The 25,710-nt window shown below is 43.9% G+C and carries 34 protein-coding genes; 18 read left to right on the top strand and 16 right to left on the bottom strand.

All coding sequences use genetic code 11. The annotated features are described in order from the left end of the window. Window positions 1–39: 39 nt before the first annotated feature. From L3V43_RS05140 to L3V43_RS05090, 11 genes are all read right to left on the bottom strand, one after another. A complete protein-coding gene (locus L3V43_RS05140) occupies window positions 40–1,488 on the bottom strand; it encodes a P-loop NTPase fold protein (protein ID WP_237116087.1) in 1,449 nt (482 codons plus the stop codon). Window positions 1,489–1,608: 120 nt separating this feature from the next. Further along, entirely contained in the window at window positions 1,609–2,004 is a 396-nt protein-coding gene (locus tag L3V43_RS05135; protein ID WP_237116086.1) for a Mor transcription activator family protein, read from the bottom strand. Beyond that, window positions 1,997–2,188, bottom strand: a complete 192-nt coding sequence (locus L3V43_RS05130; RefSeq protein ID WP_237116085.1) for a hypothetical protein — start codon at window positions 2,186–2,188, stop codon at window positions 1,997–1,999. The genes L3V43_RS05135 and L3V43_RS05130 overlap by 8 nt, the downstream gene beginning before the upstream one ends. Continuing rightward, window positions 2,166–2,573, bottom strand: coding sequence for a phage protein GemA/Gp16 family protein (locus L3V43_RS05125; protein ID WP_237116084.1), 408 nt, complete (start codon window positions 2,571–2,573; stop codon window positions 2,166–2,168). The genes L3V43_RS05130 and L3V43_RS05125 overlap by 23 nt, the downstream gene beginning before the upstream one ends. After that, a complete protein-coding gene (locus L3V43_RS05120; protein WP_237116083.1) occupies window positions 2,570–2,920 on the bottom strand; it encodes a hypothetical protein in 351 nt (116 codons plus the stop codon). The genes L3V43_RS05125 and L3V43_RS05120 overlap by 4 nt, the downstream gene beginning before the upstream one ends. 61 nt (window positions 2,921–2,981) lie before the next feature. Next, entirely contained in the window at window positions 2,982–3,443 is a 462-nt protein-coding gene (locus L3V43_RS05115; RefSeq protein ID WP_237116082.1) for a hypothetical protein, read from the bottom strand. Between the two features lie 9 nt (window positions 3,444–3,452). Then, window positions 3,453–4,685, bottom strand: a complete 1,233-nt coding sequence (locus tag L3V43_RS05110) for an AAA family ATPase (RefSeq protein WP_237116081.1) — start codon at window positions 4,683–4,685, stop codon at window positions 3,453–3,455. Next, complete coding sequence (locus tag L3V43_RS05105; RefSeq protein ID WP_237116080.1) at window positions 4,685–6,331, bottom strand: Mu transposase C-terminal domain-containing protein; 1,647 nt, start codon at window positions 6,329–6,331, stop codon at window positions 4,685–4,687. Before L3V43_RS05105 ends, L3V43_RS05110 begins: the two co-directional genes overlap by 1 nt. Then, a complete protein-coding gene (locus L3V43_RS05100) occupies window positions 6,331–7,230 on the bottom strand; it encodes a hypothetical protein (protein WP_237116079.1) in 900 nt (299 codons plus the stop codon). The genes L3V43_RS05105 and L3V43_RS05100 overlap by 1 nt, the downstream gene beginning before the upstream one ends. Before the next feature lie 57 nt (window positions 7,231–7,287). Then, window positions 7,288–7,710 carry a hypothetical protein gene (locus L3V43_RS05095; protein ID WP_237116078.1) on the bottom strand — a complete coding sequence of 141 codons (423 nt, stop codon included), beginning with the start codon at window positions 7,708–7,710 and terminating at the stop codon, window positions 7,288–7,290. Between the two features lie 29 nt (window positions 7,711–7,739). Then, window positions 7,740–8,063, bottom strand: a complete 324-nt coding sequence (locus tag L3V43_RS05090; RefSeq protein WP_237116077.1) for a hypothetical protein — start codon at window positions 8,061–8,063, stop codon at window positions 7,740–7,742. A 140-nt stretch (window positions 8,064–8,203) separates the two neighbouring features. On the opposite strand from L3V43_RS05090, the gene L3V43_RS05085 reads away from it, so the two are divergent. The 3 genes from L3V43_RS05085 to L3V43_RS05075 are packed head-to-tail and all read left to right on the top strand — an operon-like array spanning window position 8,204 to window position 11,991. Continuing rightward, on the top strand, window positions 8,204–8,707 hold the full coding sequence (locus L3V43_RS05085) for a hypothetical protein (RefSeq protein WP_237116076.1): 504 nt from the start codon (window positions 8,204–8,206) through the stop codon (window positions 8,705–8,707). Between the two features lie 9 nt (window positions 8,708–8,716). After that, complete coding sequence (locus tag L3V43_RS05080; RefSeq protein ID WP_237116075.1) at window positions 8,717–9,250, top strand: hypothetical protein; 534 nt, start codon at window positions 8,717–8,719, stop codon at window positions 9,248–9,250. A 14-nt stretch (window positions 9,251–9,264) separates the two neighbouring features. Then, a complete protein-coding gene (locus L3V43_RS05075) occupies window positions 9,265–11,991 on the top strand; it encodes an ATP-binding protein (RefSeq protein WP_237116074.1) in 2,727 nt (908 codons plus the stop codon). A gap of 34 nt (window positions 11,992–12,025) precedes the next feature. Here the strand turns inward: L3V43_RS05075 and L3V43_RS05070 are convergent, their stop codons facing one another. Further along, the gene (locus L3V43_RS05070; protein ID WP_237116073.1) at window positions 12,026–12,700 is read right to left on the bottom strand and encodes a hypothetical protein; all 675 of its coding nucleotides are present in this window, start codon (window positions 12,698–12,700) and stop codon (window positions 12,026–12,028) included. Window positions 12,701–12,950: 250 nt separating this feature from the next. Between L3V43_RS05070 and L3V43_RS05065 the strand changes: the two genes are divergently transcribed. The 3 genes from L3V43_RS05065 to L3V43_RS05055 all read left to right on the top strand — a co-directional run bounded on the left by L3V43_RS05065 (window position 12,951) and on the right by L3V43_RS05055 (window position 14,986). Further along, window positions 12,951–13,655: a hypothetical protein gene (locus L3V43_RS05065; RefSeq protein WP_237116072.1), complete on the top strand. Its 705-nt coding sequence runs from the start codon at window positions 12,951–12,953 to the stop codon at window positions 13,653–13,655. Continuing rightward, window positions 13,652–14,074, top strand: coding sequence for a hypothetical protein (locus L3V43_RS05060; RefSeq protein ID WP_237116071.1), 423 nt, complete (start codon window positions 13,652–13,654; stop codon window positions 14,072–14,074). Before L3V43_RS05065 ends, L3V43_RS05060 begins: the two co-directional genes overlap by 4 nt. 426 nt (window positions 14,075–14,500) lie before the next feature. Beyond that, window positions 14,501–14,986 (top strand): DUF3775 domain-containing protein, encoded by a 486-nt coding sequence (locus tag L3V43_RS05055; protein WP_237116070.1) that lies wholly within the window; start codon window positions 14,501–14,503, stop codon window positions 14,984–14,986. Window positions 14,987–15,043: 57 nt separating this feature from the next. On the opposite strand, the gene L3V43_RS05050 is transcribed toward L3V43_RS05055, so the two are convergent. The 4 genes from L3V43_RS05050 to L3V43_RS05035 form a co-directional block, all read right to left on the bottom strand. Beyond that, the gene (locus L3V43_RS05050; RefSeq protein WP_237116069.1) at window positions 15,044–15,586 is read right to left on the bottom strand and encodes a hypothetical protein; all 543 of its coding nucleotides are present in this window, start codon (window positions 15,584–15,586) and stop codon (window positions 15,044–15,046) included. Window positions 15,587–15,593: 7 nt separating this feature from the next. Further along, entirely contained in the window at window positions 15,594–15,842 is a 249-nt protein-coding gene (locus L3V43_RS05045) for a hypothetical protein (protein ID WP_237116068.1), read from the bottom strand. 267 nt (window positions 15,843–16,109) lie between these two features. After that, on the bottom strand, window positions 16,110–16,517 hold the full coding sequence (locus tag L3V43_RS05040) for a hypothetical protein (RefSeq protein WP_237116067.1): 408 nt from the start codon (window positions 16,515–16,517) through the stop codon (window positions 16,110–16,112). A 6-nt stretch (window positions 16,518–16,523) separates the two neighbouring features. After that, entirely contained in the window at window positions 16,524–16,808 is a 285-nt protein-coding gene (locus L3V43_RS05035) for a hypothetical protein (protein ID WP_237116066.1), read from the bottom strand. A gap of 151 nt (window positions 16,809–16,959) precedes the next feature. Between L3V43_RS05035 and L3V43_RS05030 the strand changes: the two genes are divergently transcribed. Genes L3V43_RS05030 through L3V43_RS04975 form a run of 12 tightly spaced genes read left to right on the top strand, consistent with a single transcriptional unit; the run spans window position 16,960 to window position 25,696 of the window. Then, entirely contained in the window at window positions 16,960–18,093 is a 1,134-nt protein-coding gene (locus tag L3V43_RS05030) for a hypothetical protein (protein WP_237116065.1), read from the top strand. After that, window positions 18,086–18,469 (top strand): hypothetical protein, encoded by a 384-nt coding sequence (locus L3V43_RS05025; RefSeq protein WP_237116064.1) that lies wholly within the window; start codon window positions 18,086–18,088, stop codon window positions 18,467–18,469. The genes L3V43_RS05030 and L3V43_RS05025 overlap by 8 nt, the downstream gene beginning before the upstream one ends. An 11-nt stretch (window positions 18,470–18,480) precedes the next feature. After that, window positions 18,481–19,425: a capsid protein gene (locus L3V43_RS05020; protein WP_237116063.1), complete on the top strand. Its 945-nt coding sequence runs from the start codon at window positions 18,481–18,483 to the stop codon at window positions 19,423–19,425. Between the two features lie 60 nt (window positions 19,426–19,485). Further along, on the top strand, window positions 19,486–19,950 hold the full coding sequence (locus L3V43_RS05015; protein ID WP_237116062.1) for a phage protein Gp36 family protein: 465 nt from the start codon (window positions 19,486–19,488) through the stop codon (window positions 19,948–19,950). Beyond that, window positions 19,950–20,393: a phage virion morphogenesis protein gene (locus tag L3V43_RS05010; RefSeq protein WP_237116061.1), complete on the top strand. Its 444-nt coding sequence runs from the start codon at window positions 19,950–19,952 to the stop codon at window positions 20,391–20,393. The genes L3V43_RS05015 and L3V43_RS05010 overlap by 1 nt, the downstream gene beginning before the upstream one ends. Window positions 20,394–20,404: 11 nt before the next feature. Further along, on the top strand, window positions 20,405–20,842 hold the full coding sequence (locus tag L3V43_RS05005) for a hypothetical protein (RefSeq protein ID WP_237116060.1): 438 nt from the start codon (window positions 20,405–20,407) through the stop codon (window positions 20,840–20,842). Continuing rightward, window positions 20,839–21,006: a hypothetical protein gene (locus L3V43_RS05000; RefSeq protein ID WP_237116059.1), complete on the top strand. Its 168-nt coding sequence runs from the start codon at window positions 20,839–20,841 to the stop codon at window positions 21,004–21,006. The genes L3V43_RS05005 and L3V43_RS05000 overlap by 4 nt, the downstream gene beginning before the upstream one ends. Next, on the top strand, window positions 21,003–21,902 hold the full coding sequence (locus tag L3V43_RS04995) for a hypothetical protein (RefSeq protein WP_237116058.1): 900 nt from the start codon (window positions 21,003–21,005) through the stop codon (window positions 21,900–21,902). The genes L3V43_RS05000 and L3V43_RS04995 overlap by 4 nt, the downstream gene beginning before the upstream one ends. A 26-nt stretch (window positions 21,903–21,928) precedes the next feature. After that, a complete protein-coding gene (locus tag L3V43_RS04990; RefSeq protein WP_237116057.1) occupies window positions 21,929–22,093 on the top strand; it encodes a hypothetical protein in 165 nt (54 codons plus the stop codon). A 12-nt stretch (window positions 22,094–22,105) separates the two neighbouring features. Then, on the top strand, window positions 22,106–22,429 hold the full coding sequence (locus tag L3V43_RS04985) for a hypothetical protein (protein ID WP_237116056.1): 324 nt from the start codon (window positions 22,106–22,108) through the stop codon (window positions 22,427–22,429). Beyond that, window positions 22,390–22,791, top strand: a complete 402-nt coding sequence (locus L3V43_RS04980; protein WP_237116055.1) for a DUF1799 domain-containing protein — start codon at window positions 22,390–22,392, stop codon at window positions 22,789–22,791. The genes L3V43_RS04985 and L3V43_RS04980 overlap by 40 nt, the downstream gene beginning before the upstream one ends. Further along, complete coding sequence (locus L3V43_RS04975) at window positions 22,751–25,696, top strand: tape measure protein (protein ID WP_237116054.1); 2,946 nt, start codon at window positions 22,751–22,753, stop codon at window positions 25,694–25,696. The genes L3V43_RS04980 and L3V43_RS04975 overlap by 41 nt, the downstream gene beginning before the upstream one ends. Window positions 25,697–25,710 lie beyond the last annotated feature (14 nt).

Genomic DNA, 25,710 nt, shown 5'->3' with positions numbered 1-25,710 from the left:
CCGTTTAAATCTGAGCTATTTGTCCATTGTTCGCAAAGCCTAGGAGATATGAGCGGCAAGTTCTACATATTTAAAGTAATCATCAAATTTTAAAAAAGAGATTTTACCACCACTTTTTTCTAGCTCATGAAAATAAAGTGTATTTAATCTACTTTCGACACTAGGGTCCCTATTTCTTGAATTATGAGCAGAGTCAATCACTTCTCGTCGCAGATTCACACTAAAGTCGCCTCCTTTTTCATTAACACTGAAAAGAAGTTGGAAAATAGGTCTATAAAACTCAAGCTTCTCTTTTCTAATTTCGATATCATATAGTTTTGCAGCTGCTTGAATGGTTCCGCCTTCAGGCACCGTAGTAAGGTTAAGCTGATTTTTTGTTTCACGAGATACTCTATTAGTCCCTTGTTTTTTTTGTTCATAAGAAAAGTTGAATCGAGGGTGAGAAAACTCACATAGTAATTGTACTAAGAAATGAGAATCAAATTTTACCCCTGGCTCCAAAGCTAATACTATAGACTCGTATTTGTCGAATAACTGCTTTATCCTCCTAAGTGAAAGCCCGTAGTAAGTCCCTATGTCGCCGAAAATAGTAGCAAGATGCTCAACCTTATCTTGCCCTCCCCTTAAAGGTAAAAATATTTTTTCAACACTTGGATAGATAGTGGATTGAACGATTAAATACTTTGAAAATATAGTTTTATTAGGTTCAGGAAGTTTCGCACTTCTCTCAAAAAAGCGAGACAAATATTCACTGCCATCAAAGGTTGCGCCATATATAGCTTTAATAGAGTGACTTAGCTGCTCTGTATCTGTGGCGACTACAAAGACTAACCCATCAATATCGAAGATATGCTTAATAGTTTCTAAAAACTCTACTGCATAGCTTGGTCTGCATCTATCTAGTTCATCAACTAAGACAAATACTTGATTATTTTCCGTGGCATTTACAACATCTTTAAGCAAGTTTTTTAATTCAATAAATGACCTCTGTTGCTCTAAATACAGGGAAGACAAGTCATCAGGAGTATCTTTTTTCTTCGTCTGTAAGTCTTTAGATATGTCATAAAACGCAGAATTTGCAAATGTTATTGACGCAGCTGCTCCAATGGTCTTGATAGATTTATTGTAAAAACTATTTAGCTTGTCAAAACAATACGCAATGTGACCTTTAAGTTTTTGTTTAGTATCAAATGTCTTAATTTGCTTTAGAATCTCTGTAAAGATTACTAGTAGCGGGTCATTTGAAAAGTCAGACTCCCACGCATTTATGTAGATAGTTGGTAGCTTTTCCTCATAGCGCAGTTGTGTGTATATCTGTCTTAAAAAGTGGGTTTTTCCTATACCCCACTGGCCATTAATATTTAGAGTCAATGCCTGTTTCTGCGATTTAATGTAATTGCTAAGGAACATACCGTATTCCTTATTACCAAGTTGGCAGTTTTCCCATTTGTACTCTTCTTTCCAGTTCTGAAATTGATCTGCTGACATAACTTTCCTTCGAATTTTGTATTTATGATTTAGATAGGTAGAGTAGAGTAAAATGAGTGAGCTTGGAAGAGTCCAAGTTTCAATCACATAGCGATTGAAACTTGTGATTTTGGATAATTGTTATAACTTAAACTCCATCTGTTGCTCCTTGTAAGCGTTGTGCTCGTTTAGGATTTTCATTATCCATTGGCGAGTGATCCCAAACCTTTTAACCAGAGCTTGAATGGTTACGCCGTTTTTCACCTCTTCAACTATCACCTGGTCGCGTAGCTGTATTAGCACCTTGTTTAGCATGGGCACTTGGTACTGAGTCTCTGCATAGTTGGCCAGTGCTAGGCACATTTCCTCGCCAAATACCTTTACAAAGTGGCTCTCTGGGTTGGCGGCTTTTGGTATGTAAAACATCTGGCCCTGGTGCTCACTAAGTAGAAAAATGGTTTTTTCAACGCCCAGTACTTTTACAAACTGCCTAATGCCTGCAGGCAGCGCCCGTAAGTCAATGTTTAAGTCACTCATCAAACAGGCCCTCCAAGCTGTATTCGCGCTCTATGTCGAGCCTTTCTTGTAGTGCTTCTAAACGATGGCGGGCTCGGCTTAGCGCTATATCCTTTTTACTTGGCTTGCGAGCGGTTAGGTTTTCGCTATAGCGCTCGCGGTTTTCTACAATCGTAAATTTGTTAAAGCCGTTGCTGTTTGCCATTGCCTTGCCCTCTTGCTAACCAGCCTTTGAGTATTTCAATCAGCTGTTGCCAGTTGTCGCTAGCGTCTTGTAACGGCACGCCATCGGTGTGCTTTTTACAAAACGTCTCGCATGCTTCTTTGCTGTCTACCTTTACCAACTCAGCCTTAGCCAATAATCCCCACAAGCGGTATATATGGCGCAGCGCTGAGGGCATGCGCTTACGTTTACGCGTGTTTGGGTTTAGCATGCGGTAGCGCTTTAGCAGCACTTTCCGCTCGTCTGTTGTGAGTTTGGTGCACGTAGACACGCGAAACTTGCTCACCTCCAATACATTTTGGCGGTGGGCATCATCACTAATGTTTGCATAGTGCTGTGCGGCTTTAATTTGCTGGACTAACGTCATGCTACCTCCTCGATTGTAAAGTCTGGTAACAGGCTGAATTTAATGATTTTTACATCCCATGGCTTGTCGTCACTGGTATGTAAACGGGCAATATCTGAATAACGCAAGGTAAATTCGTTGGTAAAACTTACCGATGATTTTACCTTTTCTAACTGCTTGCATTCGTATAGCTTTATACCCAAGAGGATGGCAAACGCTGCTTTAATGTTGCCGTTTACGCTGTCGAGAATCATGCCCTGTGTGTCGTGCTTACAAATTGCCGCCAACATTTTGGTATTGTTTTTGGTATCGCTAACCGCAAATTTGGCGCTAAAAAAACCTTCGTTTACTTCGATTGAAAATGCCATTGTCTTTATTCCTGTTTACTTAGCCTTGTTGCAGCAAGGCTGATTACTTTTGTGTTTTGTTTTAGCTCTCTAGCCAAGTGAGTGTACGGTTTACAATGAAACGATATCTTTCAGAGGTCTTTAGTCCGTTTGCAAACTCAGTGGTACAAAGAAGTACCATTCCTACACGAGCGGCATCGGCAATTGCCGCTAGTTGCTCTAAAGTGTTTGAACGACATTTGTCAGCGTTGTAAACGGTGAAAATGAATTTTGAGTTGATGAGTGATTTGATAACTCTATTACGGTCAAGGTGTTCGCTTTCGTCTGGGTCTAATCCAAGGTGTAGCAGCAAAAAGTCTGTCATGTTCGTGCTAGCGACTAGGTCTTTTCCATCAATGACCATTGTATTTTCATTGTTTTTGCAGTGCTCTTCGCAATGCGCTTTGTATTGGTTAGCGTCTAAATTTGTAGACACCACCGCAAAGCGGCCAGTTGCTTTAGCTTGTTCAAAAGCGGAGTCATAAAGTGTTGATATGATAGTCATGTTAAGTCCTTAAATAGTAGGTTTGTTTAACACTGCCGAGCAGATGGAGTTCACCATCAACTTGTCGACTTTTTTGTCAGGGTTTTTGCGGGTATGCGTGAGGATGTGAGGCAGCACGTTTTCAACTAAAAAGCGCGCGTTACCCTCAACGCGTTTATGTAGCCACTTCCAAAACTCCTCACTGTCATCTGCCAGCTTTAATGTGTTTTGGGTTAATGACTCAAATAACGATTTAATGTCTTCAACTGGTAGCTCGCCCACGGGGCGCGGCCAAAAACAAACGCGGCTAGAAATAAGCTCATAACGCTCCATGCTCTGTAGTTTGTCTACCAATTGAATATTGCCGATGAGTACTACGCCCACATAGGCGCGGTCTGATATTGTGCGCAGCGGATCAAGCGCATTGGGTTTACACTTGTCGGCCTCGTCTAAAATAATGAGCCCGCCACGGTCTCGCAGCGTGTCAGAAATCTTCTCGCGTAGCTTTTTATTGCCACCCGTTTTAGATATGCCCAGCTGCAAGGCCAAGCTCTCAAGTACTTGCGTGGATGAAGTATCTTCGCAGCCGTATACCAGCAGTACATCGTCGTGCGACTCTTTGTAGCGTTCAGCGCCGGTGGTTTTACCAATACCAGCTTGGCCGCTAAACACCGTAATACGGCGGCGCTCTCGGGCCTGCTCGCACGCCATTTTAATTAAATGGGGTACGCTGGTTTCTACGTAAGGCACTTCGCCGTAGCGAATGCGGATAGGCGCAACCTCTGTGGCTGACGCCTCTGGCACCTCAACCTCTGTAGGCTCAATTAAACTCCAAATTTCATGTAAAAATTTACTCGGTGACGCGCCATACTTGCCGTTTAGCAATTGGCTTACTGTGGCTGTGCTTTTACGTAAGCGGCTGGCAAGTGTGCTACTCGTTACGCCTTGGCCTTGTAGTTCTTTGTCGCTCATGCGCTTTTTAATGCGAGCAAGCAATATTTTGTCGTCTTCGCTGTAGGTATTACTAATGGGCGCATCAGGCATAAATTGCTCAGCGTCAAAGTCACCAAAAAAACGGCTCCACAGTGCATCAAGCACCTTTTTTGGGTCTACTGGGCTGTTGCCACTGAGTATTTTGCTCACGTTATCCAATGCCCAACCATTGCAGTACTCAGCAGGTTGCACATTAAACAGCTCAATCTCATTGTTCAGAATGCGGGTTTGCATTTGTTGTAGTGGGCTATAGTGCTCCGTAAAGTTCATTACTCGTCCTCCAGTTCAAAAAACTCAGCCACGGAAATGCCTGCCGGCTCCTCTATTTCCACGGCAAAGTCATTAATATTTAGGTCTATGGTTTGCGGTTCTTGGTGTGCTATTTCTGGCGTGGCTGCCGCTAGCGCCTCAACCGAGGCTACGTCTACCACTCGGGTCTCGGCAGCTTGTGTTTCAATCTCGCGCTGATGTTTTGCTAGGCGTTTAAGTCTTGTGACTTTGCGCTCTTGAATGCGTTGCTCAATACGAGACTCAGGAATGGCGTGCGATTTAGTCTTAAGCCGCGCCGTCATTAAATATTCACCCGTTGGCTCGTATAGCTTGATGGCCTTATCGGATTTCATGCTAAAACCCGCTACCAATTGCTGGCCGTTAAACTGGTGTAAATAGTCTGCCGCGTATATGCGCTTGTGTAGCTTAATTTGGCCTCGGCGAACGTTGATCTTTGCTTTAGGTAAAAAGTCAAAGTCCACGGTAATTGGCCGCTCTTGTAACAGGTTTTGTTCCCACACTTGGTTACGAGTAAGGTTTGACTCCTCAGGGTGAGGTGCATTGTTGTAGTGCTCTAAAAACGCTTTAAACTCAGTTATCCATTGTTCAAGCGTGGGCAGCTTACGTTTGCCTTGCTTAATTTCTTTAAGCACTAACTTCTTAAAGTTTTCGTCATGGCCACGGCCGCAGTACGTTTCAAATCGTCTGCCTACGTGTTCTTCCATGTGCCTAAAAAATCGTTCAATCCACTTTGCCCGGGCGTTACCGGGTATGGCAAAAATGGTGTCTATGTCGAGTTGTGCATACACCCCGCAGCACTCGTCATTCATCATGTTTGACTTATAGCCAGAGCCGTTATCCACATACAAAATGGCAGGCACGTGTTGGTATGTTTTAATTGACTCTACTAGTGCGTTAAGTGTGGCCAGTGAGTTCTCAGCCTCGCTTAAGTCCCACGACACAATTTTACGGCTGCGCACATCTTGAAACGCAGTTAGCTCGTATCTAAACGGTTGCCCGCTGTTGTGGTGCGCCACGTATACGTCTATGGTGTGGCCGTCGCCGTTGTACACAAAGCCAGATGGAATGTGCGCCGTGGTGCGCAACTTAAAGTCTTTGTGCTTTTCGCGGTAAAGCTTAGCGCCCATGCGGTACGGGCTTTGCGGGCCTAGCTCGTGCGGCATTGAGTTAATAAAGCGACGTACCTGAAAGTCTTGCGCGTCATACCCTTCGTCGCGTAAGTCTTTTGCTACCAACGCAAAAGACGGCGAGTTTGGGCAGTGGTAAAACTCCAGTGCTCGGGCGGCCCATATAGGGGCTTGGCCTACTCGCCCCTTGTGGTTGGGTAATAGCCCCTCAAGGCCATTGCTTTTGTAGTCTTTGCACCAGTTGTAAATGGTGGCCCTACTTGGCAGCTTACCCAAGCTGGTTAATGCCTGGTGCAACGCTGGCGATATAGTGCCGTTTGCAAAAGCCGCTTTTAATGTCTCTAAGGCTTTGTCTAGCGCCTTGCTACTGGTCAACAAATGCTTTACCACAGCCGCCCTACTCTGTGCGGTTTTACGCGCTGTGTCTGGTGCGCTTTGCCAGTCAGCTTTTGTCATTACGCTAGGTAAGTTTTTAAATTTAGCTACGGCAGGATGCATTATTTGTCTCCTTTACTTAGGCGGAACGACTCCAGTAGGCGTTCGCGTTCGGTGTCTACGTATTGCCATTCGGCGTCGTCGAATTTGGGTAGGTTCTCTATGCCTTGCACGTGCTCGCCAAATTCCATGTGCAGCTGGCTTAGCAAGCTACCTATTTGGGTGTAGATGCTGGCGTAGGCGTGGTGCACTACTTGCGCCGCTGCAATGCGTGCGGGTAAATCAAGCGAGCGAAACTCAACTAACTGCGTCACCCCTGCTTGGGCCTGTTGCAGCGCGTCGTTTAATAGCTCGGTGGTACAAATAGCGTCTTTGCGGATTTCGCTTACAAAGACCGGCATATCAAATCGCGTGGTTGGCACTTTGCGCAGGCGCTCGTGCTCTAGTTCATTGATGGTGTGGGCCAGCGTGTCTTCTAGCTCTGACTTTTTGTCGATAAGCTCTGCGACTTGTTCTCGAATGTTCTTACTTGCGGTTTCTGCTAGTACCTCATAGTCTTCGTCGTCTAGCTCTTTAAGCGTTTCAATAGGTACTTTTGTAAGTTCAGTGAGCTGTTTTTGAGACATATTCAAAACGGACACCGTGTCCGTTTTGCTTTTCGGCAATGTAAGGAGCATTTTTGCTATGGCCATTGAACGCCTCGCGGTTCTTTCATGTACTCCACGATTTGCTAGCTCTATTTTTAATTGGCCATGTGGTACAGCTGCCTTTACCTTTAAAAGAATAAAGCCCATTTCCGCAGCATCCGTAAACTGGCGGTTTGCAAGAAAAGTGATGCGTTCCATACACTCATCAACACTCGAAGGCATTACAATATGTAAAGCACTTGCCCGAAGTTCAACTTGATGCATAATCTCTTCTGCAGACTCGTCGCCTACCATGGCGGCTAGCTCTTTGCTCATTGCAACCCCCAAATTTTAGATAGATCTTGGTCTTTGATAGTCATGTGAATACTGGCCTTAGTTCTTAATTGTGAGTTCTTCTAGGAGTGCTTGTTTTTGGTGTTTAAGCTGTTCGATTTGTACATCGTATTCAGCAGACTGCTGCAGCTTTTGGGCTCTTAGATCTACGGCTTTGTACATAAGAGGGCCAAGTAGAATATTCGATGGCTCCATGCTTTTAAGTGCCCAGCATAATGCTGGCAGCAGGTGAATAGGCATGTGCATTGTTTGGCTTGGTGCAAACCACTTGTTTAACTTTGTTTCGTCAACTTCTACTTCTAGCACTTTAAGTGCTTGGTTCATTCGAGCAGCTAGCCCTGCTCTGGTATATCCACAGCGGCGCATACAGGCATTTACGGTGTGAACAAATTGGTGGTACACATCGCAATCAGGTGGAATATCTGAGTCTAAAATATCTGCTAATAGGTCGGTTGCAGTCATGGTAAGAATCTCCCCAAATTAACCTAGATTTAATTGGCACTTAAAGTCATGCTTGGTTTAGGTACTGGCTTACCGGCTTTAATGGCTGTTATGATCTCTAATTTTCTAATGCTTCTATCTTTAGGACCTCTTTTTCCTTTTGCTGAGTATGTGTCTCCAAAAACTTCAGCTAGTTCTTTGTTAAGAGATAGGCAGATGGCCTTCGCTACCCTTTCTGACTTGACCAACCCCTTAGCAACGTTTGTCACATGCGGAGCTGAAACGCCTTTAGCCTCTGCTATATCTGCAAGCTTCACATCTAAACGAGCTAGCTCATTCTTAATTTCATCGAATGTCATTTTCTTATCAGTCATGATAAATTTAGCCTTATGTTTAATTTGTTTTGGTAAATATCGTTACCATCAGTTCGAGAAAAAGGTTAGCGGTAATTTAATTTACCGTCAAGCGGTAACGAAACTTATTTTATTTAATTTAAAAGGTGTTGACGGTCACTATGGTTACCGATAGTATTTTAGAGACGGATGTTGAAGAGGTGATTTGTCGGTTACAGCACAAATTTGGTGTAACAAGTAATAGAGCCCTTTCGGAACAACTTGGTCTATCGCAAAGTGGGATTGCAATGGCCAAGAGAAAAAGGTCATTACCGTATGCGGCCATTGTCAGTGCGTGTATTAAAAGGCAAATATCCTTAGACGATGTGTTTGGTATTGAAGCGTCAAAAACAGCTGTCAATAGCTCTACAAAGAAAGATCAGGAATCAACTCGTGGCGATGTTGCTAGTGAAGGAAATAGTCTGAATGTTGAAGATGCTAAAGCAGCAAATACTCTTGTTGAGAAAATTCTTGACGACTTAATGTTTACTAAAAATTTATCAGCAGACAAAGAGCTCTTTATACGTGCTAAGTTACGACCTGTTTTATTCGATAAAGTTTTCGAATATCAATTTAACGAGGTTATGGTTAAAACTGTCGCGGAGGGAGCTTTAGTTATGCTGTAAGGAAATTACATGAAAATTTTAACAGGACTAACGCTCATTTTGGCTAGTTGTGGTTTTAATACTCAAGCACTAGAACCACTAGAAGATCGTGCAGTAGTACAACGGATGAATACTGATCTACTGTTACCAGACGGTAGCATCTTAAACGTTGATGTCTCATTTGATTGCGGAAGTGATTATCATAACACTGCAGTTATGGTTATGAGTGATTCAGGTGCGATGTTGCTAGCAGCTGCCTATACACACTTATATGGAGAAAAGTATGGTCAACAGGTAATTGATGCTTGGAATACAAAGAAGAATAAAGATGACCCAAGAAAACCAACTTACCTTTTTGCTATTGCACCACGTGAAAAAGAATTTGCGTGGAGAAATAAGTCAAATCAAAACATTCACAATAACTTAACTTATGATACACTTGGTAAATATATAAGTGATCGTCAACTTGCTAACAAAACGGAGTCCTTTGAGGACGCTCAGTTTATTCCTGTCCTAGCAGCTGGCTGTGGGACGAAAATTCACAACCCTCAAGTTGCGCAATAATTAGGAAAGCGGCTTTGTTACTGAGCCGCATATACACGGAAATAACATCTATGCGTGCTTTAAAATATTTGCTTGCGTTCATTTTTCAATGCATCTGCTATAAGTCTGTCGCATTGGATCTCCAGCATCTCAATACTGTTGCTCAGGATGAAGCCAGCTTTATGTACCTTTCATCACATGATGGCGTATATCGTTACGATGGTGAGCACTCCCTAAATCTTAGTAGTTTCACTGAGTTGCCCAGAGGGATGGTTAAAGATGTACAAATATCAGATAACTCTAAACTACTGGTTGCACTGTATCAAAATGGTGACTTATGGACTCTCGACCTTGAAAGTTTAGTAGTAGAAAAAATTGCAAATATTAACGCTTATAAGTTAGCTGTTTTGAAGGACAAAGTTTATGTGATGGAGGAAAATCAACTTACTGAGTTTGATTTAGTAAGCTCTACATCTAAGCCTATATTTGCTAATAAACGAAAACTTTTAGACATAGACGCAGGTTTCGGAAATCTATACGTAATTGCTCATGATGGATTGTTTCTGGTTAGTGATATTGGTCCGAGCCTTTTAGATAATGAGAGTATAGATAAAGGTGAAGTTGAAGCTACACCCCATGGGGTTGTCTATACCAAAAATTCACAGTTGTTCTATTACTCTTTATCGCAAGGCGTGACAATCACGAATTCTGATATCGCCAACCCAGAGAACTTAACTTTCCAACTACCATATTTCTTGTATTACACGGAAGGTGGACAAGTGAACGAAATAAAATTGTCTACTTTAGAAGTTAGCAGGAAGAATATTGCAAATAACACCCACTCATACATAAATCTTTATTCAGACAAGAACGATGTATTGTGGGGCCTCACTATGAATAAGCTCTTCAGAGTTGATGGTCAAAATAAAATATTGGATGTCAATCTAGACTCACAGTATAACTCTATTGAATATGTTAACGGTGATATTTGGTTAGGTACTAGTAAAGGTGTCTATAAGTACACTCATTTAGGGCTTGAAAAGCTATCTTGGCTCAATGAGCTTTTGCCAAAACAGAGATACGATATCACCGCCATCAAAGTCTTTGCTGGTTATGTTGTTATCGGAACGAGCGCTGGTGCATACCAAATTAACATCTCTAGTAAAACAGTTAGACAGTTGACCTCAAGTTATATCATCAATGTGGCATTGGTTGATGATCAGGTGGTGCTAGCAACTAATGAAGAGGGGGTTATTCGATATGACAGCAACTATCAAGTGCTAGGAAGCAGCAGCTTAAACAGTGTCCTCCCCTCTTTAGAAGTGCTTAACATTGATAAGTTTAACGGTACAACTTATGTTAGCACTTCAAAGGGCTTAATGGCATTTGACGAAACGCAAAATGGAAAACTAGTTTTCAATGAAAATGTGCTTGTAACAGATGTTGAGAAATTAAACGATGCAATCTATCTGGCTACGTATGGAAAAGGACTTTTTAAAAGAGTTGAAGGTGTATGGAAAAGCATACCGTCACCTAAGTTCATTATCGAGCTGAACGTATTACAAAATAAAATGTATTTGCAAACTAACAATGGCATACATAGTTTAGATACAGACTTAGGTTTTACGGTTGCGGTTCAGGGAACGCTAGATCATTCTTTTAGTACAAATAGCATACGGCATATTGGCAACAAAATTTTTGCAGTTAGTGATCGTGGGCTTTTGACTATTTTCAATGATGATGGAGTCGAGCCTACACCAGCGACTATCGTTTTTACTCAATCTAACGCTGGTACAAGCCCTAGTTCTTATATCGGTTCACTTGAGGGTAACTGGCTCAATATTGCTGTATCCGCGTTTGACTATTATTCAGAACGAAAAGGCCACTATCAATACCGATTAGACAATGGAAAATGGATTACCCTAAACTCCCCAATGCTCCAACTCAACGGCCTTAAAGAAACGCATCATAAAGTCGACTTTCGTTATGTTAAAGGTAATAAAGTAAGTACTGTAACAAGCTATGAGTTTAAGGTACCTGTAGCTTGGTATGCCACAAATGCTGCGCTATTTACTGCAATTGGTCTACTAATCCTATTTGTGGGATTGGGTGTAAGCATACTGTACTTTTGGGTTCAGAGCTTCCACAAAGTTTATAGGAAAAACCAAACTCAATTCCAACAGTCTCGTGTAACTCAAGCTGTTGTGAACTTAAATGCAGCGAAATCGCTTTGTGGTGGCAACGATACTATGCTTTCTGAAGGTCTAGTTAAAATTCAAGATACGCTAGATTCGTTGGAGCCGATTGCACATAGTGGTGCTAGTCTTGGAGATAATACGTTAGCTGCAGGCTTAAACCTTTTACAAATCCAAGCGTCTATGCAAGCTGCTATGGATATCAAATTTAAATTTGCACTAGGTGATACGCGACTCGAATCTCAGTTAGAACGGGACATATATTCTATTCTCTATCATTCTATTAAGAATGCTATTGAACATTCAGATGCAACTGTAGTGCGAGCCAACCTGCTGTTACAGCGCGAGGGGATAGAAGTAAGCATTGAAGATAACGGTACAGGAATACCACTTAAAGCTAGGCTGCACTTTGGGGCTGGCTTCTACACAATGAGACAAATAGCAAAAGCGTATAAAACCAAGCTAAAAATTAAAACGGGTCGTAATGGTACCTGTATATTAATGAACTTCCCTCTCATTGAAGCTAAGAGTAAAAAGCCTGTTAATCAGCAAGTAGCTAGCTTCTAATAGGTGTAAGAGCCAGCTACTTACACCTAACTTGTTACCCTAATTTTTGTTTAGCTTCAGCGATCCGCTTCTGCCAATCCCCTGCCCATCCTTGTTCGTCGGCCTGTTGGCATAACTCGATCACCTTTTGCCATTCCTGCTGCTTTTTATAGATAATCGCTAATTGGTAATAACCGCGATGCGATGGTATATAAAACGGCGTTTCCCTCGGTGGCATCCCCCATTCGTCTAACCGTTTTAACATGGCTTTATGTTCGCCTTGCATCGAGAGTATGGCCTTGGCCGAGTTGTCTATTTGCTTTTGGCAATAGAAAATAGCCCTTTGTAGGTTGTTACCTTGCTTGCGATGTTTGTAGTAAAACTTAACCGCGCGACCGTACAAAAAGTGTAGGTCGGTAGAGCTGGTGTATGGGGTCACTGAGTCTTCAGCTTTGTTTAAGATCTTTTGGCAGAGCTCAAAGTCACCTTCTTTGCTTAGGAACCAACCCGCTAAGGTTTGCAAGAACCTAACTTTGGTGGTTGATGTGCTGTGGACTTTGCCTTCGTCAATCTTGTTGCTACCACCTAGTGGGTCGTACTGGTCGTGTATGCGCTTTCGCTCGTATGGCTCTATCTCATTGAGCCACCATCGCTCTAGGCCAAAAAACTTAATCAATCCCTGTGATGCCGCTTCCTGTTTTGGCTCTACAAATTTAAATACGCTTTCCATGATTTATCTCCTTTATATCTAGCGCCTGCTTGAGTATAGTTTATGAACAAGTTAGTAAACCAAGAAATATTTTCATGTTGTTGATATATGTTTTCTTGAAGCATATGCCATACGAAAATATGAACCCAGGGGCTGGAGTTATCTAAAAAAGGGCGAAGGTACAAGTGACTTTTCCGTTACCTGAAGTTGGAAAAGTAAGCCGAGATGACGCTCAAAAGGATATAGAAAAAACACTCAGAGGAAAATATCAATGCTAGAAAACCTATCAGATTATACGTTGTTTGAACGAATAGTAACTCTATTAGGGGGCTTATACTTCTTCATTACTTGTGTGCTTAGCTTCTTTCTAGGTATATATCCGCGTTCTATATCGTTTCACATTAGCAGAGAATTTTACATCTCAAGAAGAAGCTTAAAACGAAGTTTAAGAGAAGAACGATTAATGCTCCTAGGCCAGCTCGTAGCAGCACGGAAAAATTTAACCAAAGAAGGCTTTGAAAAAGCTCGTATTTCATATTTTGAGCTTTCTGAACGTCCATCTGAAAAGGCTTTAAAGTTAAAGAGTGCTCCTCAGAAAGATTCCTTATCGGAAGTTTATCTGCGTCAAAAATTTAAAACAGCATATAAGGTTAACCTAATTTTAGGTATCGCTTTCGTATTTTTGTTAGCCATGTTTATTTACTCAATGCATCCTAGTGATCTTTACTTCTATTCAATTCTGTCATGCTGGCTTCTCGCTATGATTCAACTATTGGAATGCTATGTATTAAAGTTTCGTATTAATTCAGGTGCTTATGGTTTTAATAGTTTTGAGGCAGAGGAGATCATAAGATTTATCATCGATTCTAGTAATGATGTAGATGGAAATGGTGGTAATCGGAATATACTACCGGAGCCAGAAAAGTTGTTTGAAAAATACAGTGAAGTAGATACAGGAAGAGGCGCTCATGCATGAAAGACTTTGATGTAACATTGTTTTTTAGAAAAGCAGTCAACATTTTGTTTATTCAAAACCCGGTAGGTACAGGGTTAGGAGTGTTAATTGGAGTCATGCTTGAAGCAGTTTTAAACATAATGATCAGTTTCTTTAATATATTAAGCATAGGTGTTGTTAAACTCTATCACCTCATTGCTGTTGGTGTTTTTGGTATGAATATTAAAAGCTACAACTCTCGCCATGATATAGATCCTTCTATTACCAGTGCTATTGAATATATTGAAATTGGCGTAAAAGAAGGAAGGATTGACCAAGTACGTGCTAAATTAATGTACAACGATTTGTACAAGAAAGTGTTAGCTAACGTTAATGTAAAGCCAAGCTCTTTTTCCTCTGAATCTGATGAGCCAAATCCAGAGAAAGGTGACGGAGCTTAACAGTTCCGAAACTCGCTAGCTCAAATTTGGGAATTATTTTTTAATAACACGAAACGTAAATATCTCTGGATTCTGTTCCTAAAGTTGACCGAAAGTAGCTAGAATTTGTTTAAGATGCTCTTCCGATACTTTTGTTAATGTGCAGCGGTTCAACATTTTATTGAAAGGGTAAACCTAGTATCTGCTTTTTATGTCACCGGTACTTGTGTAAAAAGTAAGTTTTGTAGACAGCCTTACCCTCTTTTTAAAAATAACGCCTCAAACGCGCTCTAACGGGCGCTAACTAATTTACAGTAGACTGATTCGTCTCGAAGTGGTTTAAACAAATTTAAACACCGTTTAAACGTGTTTTAAACATGGTTGCAGTTGAATGTGTTGGGTTGGTTTGTGGTTGGGTGGTAAAAAGCGCGGTAAGAGTTACCGCGCTTGTTGCTATACATAAAACTAAAATATAACTATATTCATTCTGTTTTTGTGGCAATAGATAAATTATGTTGGCGCAAGGATATTCGGGAATATGAAGCAAAAGCTATAAAGGAGATTAAAATGTTAAGCATCAGCCTCGAAACTGTTCAAGATATAATGGCCAAGGCCCAACTAGCCTACCCTCCAACCAATGAATCGAATGTCATATGTGGTAAGGATATATCCATAGAAGAGCTTTCATCTATTTCTGATGAAGAAAAAGCGCTAAAAGAAGCTATCGCAGCACTTACAAACAATGAGTTAGCGGAACTAGGTGCTCTCATGGTGTTAGGCAGAGGTGCGGGTGGAGAAACGGTAGCAGACTTTGACGATTTAGTTGCAGAGGCTCCTAGTGATACAAGAGCATATGCGAACTATATTTCTGAAAAAACGCCCTTAGCTACATACCTTAAAAACGGGTTAAGTAAATTGGGCTTTGCAAATTAAGAAGTTCTTCTAAGCAAGTTTTAAGATACAGGCTTGTTTAAGCCTGTATCTGTTTATTTAAGTGTTTTCTTGTTGTGCTCGCAGTTTTCTTTGTAGCTTGTCAATTTCTGCTGCAATCAACGCCCCCGCTTTAGTCAGTTCTTTTATCCTGGACTCTAGATCGTCTTTAGGCTCTAACTTGGGGTTACTTCCGTCCCAAGGCCAATGATGAACTCGTTGCCCTTGTTTAAAAACCTGCCTGTATTCTTCCCTTAGCTCAGGAGAAACACTGGCAACAGTTGCGTATACAATTCCAGCCATTGCAAGTGCGCCATTTTTATATTGGTCGTCTTGCTCTGTACTGTGGCCCTCTTCAATAAGCTGGCGGTTACGCTCACGCGTTATCAATAGGGCTCCGTTTACAAACCGACTTATCACTTTATCGGACTTTAACGCTACTGCACGCGGGTAGTCACCTACCAATACCGTAGTGCCATTGTCTAAATAGATGATAGAGCCACAGTCTGTTTCACCTGAGTGGTAGGGCTCAGCAGTTAAAATACGTGCTGTGTTTACGTATACCGGAGCGCCTTTGCCGTAAGGGTTAAATTCAACTAGCATAATTAACCTAATCCCACGAGCCACTATCAGAACTGCTAGAGCATGATGAGCTCGAACCCGAATCATAGCCAGATGACCAACTTGAGCTGCTATTGCCACTTGGTAGGTTAGACACGGCAGAATCAAAGGCGCGTGATGCGCTATCGCTAGATAACGGGCTGTGTTCACTAGTAAACGGAATGTTGGAGGCGTCAACGGTGCGTGATGTATCGTCAGATTTAGCGAGGTCACAGCCTACATCATAATGGCTTGGCATGTGGTCTAAACCCTCATGAACAACACTTTGCGTAACGTTGCCTATGGTATCAATGAGTGCGCGGTGTAAGTCAGTTTCAACAACTTTATCTCCTGCTTCATTTGTGACGTCTCCAACAATTACATACTAATACAGCCATTCATTCGTGGGAGTATGATAGACCTGAGTTCTACCGTTGTGCACACGGCGAAAACTAAACTCAGACAGTTTGTACTGTTTCTTTGGCTTCTTTTTAAAAAGTTTGAATAGGTTAAACATGGTCATCTCCTATTTAGACAAATTAATGGAAAACGTGGGTATATCGCCTTTACGGGGTGTTACGGCATCGAGAACTGAGCGCATTAACTTGTAGGTTTTTGGGGCCTTTTTAGACTTTTCCCACTCAAACCCTGCCTCATCCAAAAAGCATTGCTCTATTTGATCCCAATGCTCGACTAATGCCTCCCAGTAGGCACTGACTTTACTCATGCTTTGTAGGTTGCTTTTAACTGCAGGAACGGCATAAATCATCCGTAGGCAACGGTTAAAGTCTGCGGGGTCGTGTGGGTGGTCTGTTTTAGTGGTATTAAGGCTAAGCAGGTTAAACGCCAGCGCTTGTGAGGAGAGACCGGTTTTGCCTTCAGCAATCAACGCTAGGGCTTTACTGTGTTGCTCATGTAGATAGTACATAGTCATTGTGATTTACCAAATATGTTCAAGTACTTCCTCAGAGCTCATGTCTGGGGAGAGATTTTCAAAGATGTTGTCAACTGAGGTTTGATTTATACCGTCAAAAAGCTTGTCTCGTTGCTCCCAGCAGCGGTCAATGTCGGCCTCCAGTTCTATACCAAAATCCATTTCTACATCGTCACTAAAGCGGGTAATGATTGACACCTTAGGAACCGTGCCGTCGTTGGTGTCGTGCGTTGATTTTTTAACGAGCACTTGAAAGCCGTTAGACTCAAACAGTTTTGCAAATTGGTTCATTGGGACCTCTTAAAAAGTTGTTGATCGTTTTTTACAGCCTGTTTAGTCTAAATAACTGGTGCAGTTGCACACTATGTAAACCAGTTTCCCTACTCCCTCCCCGCTATTCCATCGCTAACCTAGCTCCAAGATTTAAACGTGAGCAAAGGCAATGGCGCAAAAACGACCCAACACAAAACTTAATTGGTTTGAAATTTTTAGAGCCGGTGAACATACCGACTCAAACGGCAAAACGGCGGAGTTTAGCCAAACAGACCTACAAAGCGTGGTAAGCAATTTTAAAAAGCGCAGCTCGCCTTTGGTGGTTGGCCACCCTAAAACAGACGACCCAGCGTGGGGTTGGGCTGAAGAGCTAAAAATTGAGGGAGATACCCTCTACGCCAAAGCAGAGGAAGTGGATGCTGACTTTGCTGAGGCGGTTGAAAAGGCCCGCTACCCTAACCGCTCTGTGCGCCTACGTAAAACCGACAATGGTTACGAACTCGGCCATATTGGATTTTTAGGCGGTAAGCCCCCTGCCATTGACGGCATGCAATGGCTGTTTAGCAAAGATGAAGACGGTGAAGCCGTTGTGCTTGAGTTTGCTGCCAGTGACCGAATTGAACAAGTCGCCCTTGATGGCGCGCAAGGCTTAGTTCGCCTTGTTACCAACCTTAAAACCTTTATTACAGACCGATTTGGTGCCGAAGAAGCCAGCAAAGTTTTTGCCGACTGGGAAGCTGAGCATATTCAGCAGCAAGTGACGTTGGCAGAGCATGAAAAACGAATTGAACAAAGCGCGGAGTTTTCTGCGCAAAGCCCCACAGATGAGGAAAACACCGTGACTGAAGAAGAAAAGAAAGATCTGGAAAACAAGCTAAAAGCTGAGCAGGAAAAAAACGCAAAGCTTGAATTTAATCAACGACGCATGGATGCGCAGACCTTTATTGATAAAGAGGTAAATGGTGGCAAGTCGCCTCGCCTTACAAACACATCTGGCGTGGCTGAGTTTATGGCGCACTTAAGTTCTGGCGGTTCACAAACCTTTGAGTTTGCGGAAAACGACGGTGAAGCGAAAGCGCATGACCCCGCACAATGGTTTAAAGGCTTTTTAAAAGCACTGCCAGAGCAAAAAGGCTTAACTAAAGACTTTAGTAAACAAGATGAGCCTGACGACACCACATTAACCTCAGATGCGCTGGCTGCAAAAGCGTCTGACTATCAACGCTCACAAAAAGAAAAAGGGGTAACTATCTCGATTTCTGAAGCGCTGAAGCACGTTAAAAAGGAGAGCAACAATGGCTAATCCTGGGTTTATTAAAAACTTCCATGCGGCGGGAACCTTAGGTGCCTACCGTATTGCGGCTTACTTCGACCAAAAAGACTTTACCGTTGCGCAGTCTGCAGATCCAAGCAAACCCATTGTTGGTTTAACAGAGCATGGTAGCGACCGAAATGGGCGTGTTGATATTGTCATGACGCAAACTGGCAACGTTGAATATGGTGGAGATATTAAAAATGGTGATCCAATCGTACCAGATGAAAATGGTAAGGCGATTGCGCTAGATATTTCGGCTTACGCTGAAGATGCTCAGATATGGGTGTTAGGTAATGCGCTAGAGGATGGCCGTGCTGGCACCATTGGTACCTCAACAATTAACCCATTTTTAATCGTTAAATAAGGAGTAGCACCATGAGCGACAATGGTATGCCTTTTACCCCCGATGTTGAACAAACCGCGATTGCGATAGCTTATCGAAACGCTGAGTTGATTGCCGATGCGGTTTGCCCAAGATCACCTGTTGGTAAGCGCACATTTGAGTATCGCGTATTCGACAAAGCTGAGCGTATGACTATTCCAGATACATTGGTTGGCCGTAAGTCAAAAGTGAATCAAGTTGAGTTTACATCTGAGCCAGCTTCAGCTTCATGCGAAGACCATGGTTTGTCAGACGTGGTACCAAATGAGGATATTAAAAACGCCCCAGCAAATTATGACCCATTGCATCACGCAACAGAAAGCGTTGCTGATTTGATGCTATTGGCCAGAGAAGTGCGAGTTGCATCGTTATATAGAAACGAAAACAACTACGGCTATAAGCATACGCTTGGTACTGGCGACCTGAAACATTTAGATGACCCAACATTAGATGTTTTACCGTTTTTACAAGAGCTAATGGATGACATGCTGTCATCGCCTAATCAGATAACTATTCCTAAAAAAGCGCTAACTAAACTGCGTTCTAATAAGCATGTGATCAAAGCGTATAACGGCTCGTTGGGCGACAGCGGCTTGGTGCCTTTGGGCTTTATTCAAGACACCTTGGGGATAGACAAAGTACATGTTGGGCAAGCTTGGGTTAACGTTGCCAAAAAAGGTGAAACACCTAAATTTGAAGCAGCTTGGGGTATAGACCAAATGAGCTTTACTCGTGTTGACCCGCTTGCGAGTACTTCTAATAACAGAATGACCTTTGCCCTTACGGCTCAATATGGTGATCGCATCTCAAGTAAGCGTGACGTAGCAGCCGGTTTAGACGGTGGCATAGAGGTTTTAGTGGGTGAGAAAGTGCGAGAGCTTGCCATTGCTAAAGACTTTGGCATGTTGCTGAACAACCTATTTACACCAGCACCGTAATTTTAATTACTCCTTAAAGTAGAGCCAAAGGCGGGGTCGCCCGCCTTTTATGAGGTCACTATGTTTGTATCTGCCACCCACATTATTAGTTTACTTGGTGTGTCTACCCTGCTGCAGTTTGCGTCTGGCCGGATAGAGCCAGACTACGATAATCGCCTGACTGCAGATGACATTAACGCGGCACTATTAGGTGAGCCGGTTGGTGAGAACCAAGTACAAATCGCCAGTTGGTTTAATGCGGCGGCCGCCAATGTGAATGCGGTGATAATGGGTTATGTGGCTAAGTTTGAGTTAACTGAGCTGCAAATTAATAGTTCTCCGCTCCCAAGCATTGCCACAGATTTAATGTGGTATGAGCTCAGCAATAATCCGGGCGATGAGTTACTGGCCCGTAAAAAAGCTGCGCTGCAGATGCTGGATAAAATCAATGCTGGCACCATTCAAATTAAAAAACCGATACAGAAAAGCCACGGCACAATGCGCACCGCAAAGCCTACCTCTAACTTTGATTGGAGCCGGTTCTAATGGCTGGGGTGTTTGTTGAAGTATCCGGTGATGCGCTCGACATACTGCAGTTGCTGCGCCATAAGAGCGGCGACCCAACTGACATCCTAGACGACATAGGTGCATTTTTAGATCAGGACGTAACCACCCGCTTCTTAAACGAGCTTGCGCCAGACGGTACCAGATGGGAGCAGTCTGAAGCGGCGAGAACCGGAAAAGGCCGAAACCCAGAAAAGCCAGGACTAACGCTTACCGATACACGAGATTTGGCAGGCTCGGTAACGCACAAAGTTGAGGGTGATGAACTAATACATGGCTTGGGAGAAGAGTACGCCGCCATTCAGCATTTTGGCGGTAAGGCTGGCCGTAATCACAAGGTTACCCTGCCCGCGCGCAAGATTATTGGTATTGAGCAAAAGCAAGCCAGTACAGCGGTTGAAATGGTGACCGGGTGGCTAGTTTAAACGAGGTTTAAATGCAGTTTAATTTTGATTTAAACAAGGTGGAGCGGCTTTTAAAGCAGCTTAATTTACGCGTGGGAGCCGCTGCCGATTTTAACGAGGTACGCAATAACCCCATTCAAACTGCCTCTGTGTTTGTGCTGCCGTTAGATGATGACTATGCACCGGAAGACGCGGTAACAGGCCAGCAGGTTTACAACATAACAGAGCTGTTTGCCGTGATGATTGTAATACCGTGCCATGGTGGCAACCAATACGCCAATAACCAAATTGCTGAGCTGCGTAACAAAATAAAAGCTGCGCTTGCTGGCGTTAAATTTGACGACTGGCAACCCATAGCACCCCATAGAGGCCGGATTGTGGAGTTTAACAGTACGACCAATACCCTAATTTACCAGTGCCAGTTCAAAGTAACCGGCTATGTAACCGTAAACGCGAGGCCAATGCCATGACAAAACCTAAACCAACAGAAACCAAGCCGCCAGAAGCAACACAAGTAACGCGAGATGTGGCAAACCACGCGCTTGCCCTATTGGCTGAAAAGCGCCGCTCGCAGGATGTAAGCGGTGCATACAAAGTTGAGGGCAACACTCTCCTACCAGGAGGTGATGCATGAGCAGCTGGCGATTTAAAGACAAGCTATTACTAGTAGATGCCCTTGGCACCACACTCACAGGCCAACATGCCGTGTATGCAAGCGAAGTGGAGTTTGCTATTGAATCTGAGACTGAAGCTGATGAGCTTGAAACCGCACACAGTGGTGCAAGCCTGGATGTGATTTTTGGTAAGCACGTAACGCTGAATTTTAAAACGCCACTCTCAATGTGTGGCACACCCGGGCAAGCCCCTGCCATCGCACCGCTGTTACTGGCTTGCGGGTTTGTACAAGTGGCCGATGCTACCAGCGTGACGTATGCACTAGGCGATGCGAGCAAAGCCAAAGCTTTAGTGCGCTTTGGGCAAAACACTCATGAAATCAGTGAAATGCTAGGCAATGTGTCGCTCAATTTAGAAAAAGGCATACCTAAGCTTAACTGGCAGTTTAAAGGCTTGTTTAGCCCACCAGTGCAATCGGCCGCTGCCCCAGCTGTTGACTGGAACCGTTGGCAGCGCCCTGAGGTGCTGGGCGTTGAATGCGCATCGGCTTTTACCCTTAATGAGGTGTCGCGCGTGCTGCATAAGCTCACAGTGGATGTTGGTAATAATGTGATCTTCGATCGTGCTATTAACCATGAGGCCATTATGCTTACAGGCCATGAATCGAAAGCCCAAATGACGGTAAGTGCTGATAGTTTGGGGAATTTCAACCCATTTAACGACATTGGCAAGGTGCAGCACTTTGAGTTTAGCCACGGTACCACAGCCGGTAAAAAGTTTACGCTCATTGGCCGTTACCAACTCCCTACGCCTAAATACACCAATTTAGACAGTGAGTTAACGGGCTATGAGCTCGATGGCAAACTGGTGCCAAGTGGCGCTGGTTACGATGAACTAACGTTAGTATTTGAGTGATCTGCATGAGATTTCAAGCCGTCAATATGACGAACATTAAAACCGGTGAGATTGAGTTTTATACCTTATTGGTACGCATGCCTAAGCGTCAGCCAGTCTTGTGCTGTGACGATAACGGCTTATTGAAGTTCAACAGTATGAAAGAAGCCAAATGTGAAGCAAAAAGACTCAATCAAAAGCACAACAACTAGCGAGGATCTGGAATGAAATTAAAGAAATTAGAGCAACTAAAAAATGCCATTATCTTGGCTCCTATCAACTTTGAGTTTGGCGGTGTGGAGTTCAAATTTGACGCCAAGATAAAACTGGTACCAGAAGCTGAGATGAGCAAATTGGTCGATGGCAGTAAAAAGGATGATGCCATCGTGCGCGAACTACTGACTGGTTGGGAAAACTTTGTGGATGACGGTACCCAAGTAGCATTTAGCAACGATGTACTTAACGAGCTACTGAGTTATGGCGCTATCGCCGGACGGCTCTCGATTGAATGCGTAAACGCACAATATCGCGTACAGGAAAAAAACTAGTCGACGTTGCTAGGTGGTATGTGGGTGACCTAGCAACCAGTAACCCAATTTTAGATGACGACGAAACGCACTTTGGTGCGCCAAGTAAAACCAAGCCACAGGCCGACTCGCTGTATGTACTCCCGGAGAACTGGACGGCGGTCTTGGCACTGAGCACTGCCGGCACACAGTGGCAGTTGTGTAAGCAAGGCATGGAGCTCGCCCTAGACTATGCCCGGGCAGAAGTGGCTTGGCGCTACGCAGACATAACACTCACACCAACGGATTTTAGCAAGCTGCAAACTCTGGAGCGGTTAATAGTAGGATTAATAAGGCGGCCCGATGAAAAACCAACTGAACCTGGCGTTACGCTTAAAGTATGATGGTCGAGCGGTTACCTCAGGGACCGCCAGAAACCTACGAGATTTAAACCAATTACCCCAAGCACTAAATCGGCAGGTAGCGGCTAACCAACGCTTAGGCGCAAGCCAAGGACAGTTGATGCGCCAGCAGTCTGCAATGGGCAGTCAATTGGGGCTGTTAAGCTCTGGCTATGACCAGTTAGCGGGCAGTATTGCCTCTATTGTGAGCCTAGGAACGGCTGCTATGTTTGTGCGAGATACAGGCAATGCACAGCTTTTAGACACGCGGTTGCAAGGGCTCACCGATTCTGCTCAAGAGTACAATGCCGTTCAAAACTATTTGTTTGCGACTGCAGATAGACTCAATACCAAGTACACCACCCTAGCCGATTCATACTCTCGTATCTTGAACCTACAAGAAGCGGGCGTTGTAACGCAAAGCCAAGGTATAAAAATACTAGAGGGCTTTGCAAATGCTGCTGCTAAAACTGGGGCGAGCAATGTCCAGCTCGAACAAAGTTTATTTGGTATGACGCAAGGCATGACTGCGGGCGTGCTACGTGCTGAAGAACTCAACCAAGTAACTGAACCTTTACCAGGCTTAATGCAAAAGCTAGATAAAGCAGCGGGGCAAGTTGCAGGTGGTTTTAGGCAAATGGTGAACGACGGTAAAGTCACAAGCCAAATGTTTAAGCAGTACCTTATTAAGGCATTTGATGAGTATGCCGGTGCAGCTGAAGCAACAGAGGGTAAAATCAATGCCTCGTTTGCTGAAATGAGCAACGAGTATCAACGCCTCATACGCCACTACGAGCAACCCGTAAACTTTGCAGTAACTACGGTAGTAAGTAGCATTACTGAGGCAATGCAAGCACTGCGAGAGAACGAAGAGATTGTAGATGGGCTAACCACATCGGCCACCCTACTTGCGGTTGTGATTGGGAGCCGCTTAGCTGGTAGCGCGTATCGTTCAGCGGCTGCATTTACAACTAACGCAGTTTCAACGCACAAAGCGCTCCAGGCACAAGTACAACTTGCGGCACAGACCAAGCGCAACGCCGCTATTGAGCTGCAACACTCTATACAACAACAGCAAGCCGCCCAGCGCCAACTAGCCATGGCACGCAATACCATGATGCGTACCAATGCCATCCATAACCTAGCTCTTGCAAATCAACGTGCAGCCGCTGCACAAGCAGTTCACACAGCAGCCACCACTGCGTATACAGCCGCAGCAACCCGAGCGAGTTTTGCAACTCGGGCGCTAACTGGCGCAATGGGGTTATTGGGTGGCCCTGTTGGCCTTGCCGTTACGGCAGGATTAGCTATAGCCTACTTTGCTAACCAAAGTGACGAGGCCAGTACCAGTAGTAAAAAGCTAAAAGTGCATTTATATGAGCTTGGTGATGCGTTTGACTCGGTAGGCAATGCGTCCAGTGTTGCCCAAATCAAGCGCGCACAAAAAGAGGCAGCGAACTATACCAAGAACATTGAGGAAGCGTACACCAAGCTAGCAACTCTTAAAAAACGCCAAGCTCAATCAGGTAGTGACCGCAGTAAGTTTGTCTATGCTCAACAAATAACGGAAGTTGAGCGCTATATCACTGCGCAATCAAAGCTACGAGCAGAAAAGTTGAAGTTAGCCAACGAAGCGGCAAACCTGAATAGCAACCTCAATAGCATTGACTGGAAAATGCTGGAGGAAAATGCCACCTCAACAAGTTCAGCGTTACCTGAAAACATTCAGCGCTTGCAGCTGAGTTTGCTGGATGAGGAAGCGCGCTTAAAAGCAAGTCATGAAAAGCGCCGGCAAATGGTTATTGCTGCACGTGAAAGTGATGCTACCAATAAAGCAAAATACGATGCCATTTTAAAGCAGCTTGACGCCAAATATGCTGAAGACGTAAAAGCCCTGGCACAAAAGCGTGAGAATGACAAAACCCGCATACAAAACCAATCAGAAGAAAAACGCCGTAATGATTTACGCGCAGCGCTTGAAAACCGCATAGCACAAATTAAGGGCCACGCTAACCGTGAGGCACTTGCAGCCTATGAAAATGAGCTGGCGGTTGAGCAAGCTAGGCAACAGGCTCGCATCGATGCAGCACGCAGACAATCCATTGGTTTAGCGGCCAATGACGAGTCAGGCGAAATTAAATATAACGCCGATAATCAAATCCGTGACATCGAGCGCCAACAGGAACTGCTCGCTGCTGAGGGATTCCATTCAGAAGTTGAGAAACGCGAATGGGATCATCAAGAGCGCTTGATGCAGTTAAAGACCAAAAATACCGGTGCACTTCAGCAGCACCTAATGGAATTCGCCAATTGGGAAAAGAAAAATACAGTAGAAAGAACTAGTGCGGTTTTAGGGCTTGGTATGGCGGGCTTAAAAGCCATGGGCCAGCAAAGTAAAAAAGCTTTTAAGATGTACAAGGCTTTTGCCATTAGCCAGGCATTAATTAAAACCTATGAGTCAGCTACTGGTGCATACTCGGCACTTGCATGGATTAAACCGATTGGTCCTGCCCTTGGTGCGGCTGCAGCTGCTGCCGCAATAGCGATGGGTATGGCACAGGTTCGCCAAATTAAAGCGCAACAACCTTCAGGTATTGCTCACGGTGGTTTAGATTACGTACCAAACGAAAGCACCTACGTATTACAACGCGGCGAGCGGGTGTTATCGCCCAAGCAAAACATTGAAGTAAGCGCTATGGCTCGACACTACAACGCAGGGAACAGAGCACAATCAGGTGGTGGCAACATAAGTTTTAACATTACTAACCATGTAGTCGTCCAGGGCGCAACCGACGAAGCCAGTGCACAAAGAACCGGAAATGATGTGGCAAATCAAATTAGAGGATTGATCCTGCAAGACATACAGGAAAATGGTGTTATTATTCAAAGCATTCGACGTGTGGCTTGAAAATAAAGGAGCAA

The organism is Pseudoalteromonas sp. L23 (assembly GCF_021728455.1).
Taxonomy (GTDB): Bacteria; Pseudomonadota; Gammaproteobacteria; order Enterobacterales; family Alteromonadaceae; genus Pseudoalteromonas.
This window is presented reverse-complemented; position numbering and strand designations above follow the sequence as displayed.

What these genes read in the sequence shown, in the direction of transcription:
- L3V43_RS05140 (WP_237116087.1), bottom strand. Translation starts at nt 1,488, where the DNA reads ATGTCAGCAGATCAATTTCAGAACTGGAAAGAAGAGTACAAATGGGAA.
- L3V43_RS05025 (WP_237116064.1), top strand. Translation starts at nt 18,086, where the DNA reads ATGGCTAATCCTGGGTTTATTAAAAACTTCCATGCGGCGGGAACCTTA.
- L3V43_RS05020 (WP_237116063.1), top strand. Translation starts at nt 18,481, where the DNA reads ATGAGCGACAATGGTATGCCTTTTACCCCCGATGTTGAACAAACCGCG.
- L3V43_RS05100 (WP_237116079.1), bottom strand. Translation starts at nt 7,230, where the DNA reads ATGAGCAAAGAGCTAGCCGCCATGGTAGGCGACGAGTCTGCAGAAGAG.
- L3V43_RS04980 (WP_237116055.1), top strand. Translation starts at nt 22,390, where the DNA reads ATGCGTAAACGCACAATATCGCGTACAGGAAAAAAACTAGTCGACGTT.
- L3V43_RS05125 (WP_237116084.1), bottom strand. Translation starts at nt 2,573, where the DNA reads ATGACGTTAGTCCAGCAAATTAAAGCCGCACAGCACTATGCAAACATT.
- L3V43_RS05015 (WP_237116062.1), top strand. Translation starts at nt 19,486, where the DNA reads ATGTTTGTATCTGCCACCCACATTATTAGTTTACTTGGTGTGTCTACC.
- L3V43_RS05010 (WP_237116061.1), top strand. Translation starts at nt 19,950, where the DNA reads ATGGCTGGGGTGTTTGTTGAAGTATCCGGTGATGCGCTCGACATACTG.
- L3V43_RS04985 (WP_237116056.1), top strand. Translation starts at nt 22,106, where the DNA reads ATGAAATTAAAGAAATTAGAGCAACTAAAAAATGCCATTATCTTGGCT.
- L3V43_RS05050 (WP_237116069.1), bottom strand. Translation starts at nt 15,586, where the DNA reads ATGCTAGTTGAATTTAACCCTTACGGCAAAGGCGCTCCGGTATACGTA.
- L3V43_RS05060 (WP_237116071.1), top strand. Translation starts at nt 13,652, where the DNA reads ATGAAAGACTTTGATGTAACATTGTTTTTTAGAAAAGCAGTCAACATT.
- L3V43_RS05030 (WP_237116065.1), top strand. Translation starts at nt 16,960, where the DNA reads ATGGCGCAAAAACGACCCAACACAAAACTTAATTGGTTTGAAATTTTT.
- L3V43_RS04975 (WP_237116054.1), top strand. Translation starts at nt 22,751, where the DNA reads ATGAAAAACCAACTGAACCTGGCGTTACGCTTAAAGTATGATGGTCGA.
- L3V43_RS05110 (WP_237116081.1), bottom strand. Translation starts at nt 4,685, where the DNA reads ATGAACTTTACGGAGCACTATAGCCCACTACAACAAATGCAAACCCGC.
- L3V43_RS04995 (WP_237116058.1), top strand. Translation starts at nt 21,003, where the DNA reads ATGAGCAGCTGGCGATTTAAAGACAAGCTATTACTAGTAGATGCCCTT.
- L3V43_RS05040 (WP_237116067.1), bottom strand. Translation starts at nt 16,517, where the DNA reads ATGACTATGTACTATCTACATGAGCAACACAGTAAAGCCCTAGCGTTG.
- L3V43_RS05090 (WP_237116077.1), bottom strand. Translation starts at nt 8,063, where the DNA reads ATGACTGATAAGAAAATGACATTCGATGAAATTAAGAATGAGCTAGCT.
- L3V43_RS05000 (WP_237116059.1), top strand. Translation starts at nt 20,839, where the DNA reads ATGACAAAACCTAAACCAACAGAAACCAAGCCGCCAGAAGCAACACAA.
- L3V43_RS05065 (WP_237116072.1), top strand. Translation starts at nt 12,951, where the DNA reads ATGCTAGAAAACCTATCAGATTATACGTTGTTTGAACGAATAGTAACT.
- L3V43_RS05130 (WP_237116085.1), bottom strand. Translation starts at nt 2,188, where the DNA reads ATGGCAAACAGCAACGGCTTTAACAAATTTACGATTGTAGAAAACCGC.
- L3V43_RS05115 (WP_237116082.1), bottom strand. Translation starts at nt 3,443, where the DNA reads ATGACTATCATATCAACACTTTATGACTCCGCTTTTGAACAAGCTAAA.
- L3V43_RS05005 (WP_237116060.1), top strand. Translation starts at nt 20,405, where the DNA reads ATGCAGTTTAATTTTGATTTAAACAAGGTGGAGCGGCTTTTAAAGCAG.
- L3V43_RS05120 (WP_237116083.1), bottom strand. Translation starts at nt 2,920, where the DNA reads ATGGCATTTTCAATCGAAGTAAACGAAGGTTTTTTTAGCGCCAAATTT.
- L3V43_RS05035 (WP_237116066.1), bottom strand. Translation starts at nt 16,808, where the DNA reads ATGAACCAATTTGCAAAACTGTTTGAGTCTAACGGCTTTCAAGTGCTC.
- L3V43_RS05105 (WP_237116080.1), bottom strand. Translation starts at nt 6,331, where the DNA reads ATGCATCCTGCCGTAGCTAAATTTAAAAACTTACCTAGCGTAATGACA.
- L3V43_RS04990 (WP_237116057.1), top strand. Translation starts at nt 21,929, where the DNA reads ATGACGAACATTAAAACCGGTGAGATTGAGTTTTATACCTTATTGGTA.
- L3V43_RS05080 (WP_237116075.1), top strand. Translation starts at nt 8,717, where the DNA reads ATGAAAATTTTAACAGGACTAACGCTCATTTTGGCTAGTTGTGGTTTT.
- L3V43_RS05045 (WP_237116068.1), bottom strand. Translation starts at nt 15,842, where the DNA reads ATGCCAAGCCATTATGATGTAGGCTGTGACCTCGCTAAATCTGACGAT.
- L3V43_RS05085 (WP_237116076.1), top strand. Translation starts at nt 8,204, where the DNA reads ATGGTTACCGATAGTATTTTAGAGACGGATGTTGAAGAGGTGATTTGT.
- L3V43_RS05095 (WP_237116078.1), bottom strand. Translation starts at nt 7,710, where the DNA reads ATGACTGCAACCGACCTATTAGCAGATATTTTAGACTCAGATATTCCA.
- L3V43_RS05135 (WP_237116086.1), bottom strand. Translation starts at nt 2,004, where the DNA reads ATGAGTGACTTAAACATTGACTTACGGGCGCTGCCTGCAGGCATTAGG.
- L3V43_RS05070 (WP_237116073.1), bottom strand. Translation starts at nt 12,700, where the DNA reads ATGGAAAGCGTATTTAAATTTGTAGAGCCAAAACAGGAAGCGGCATCA.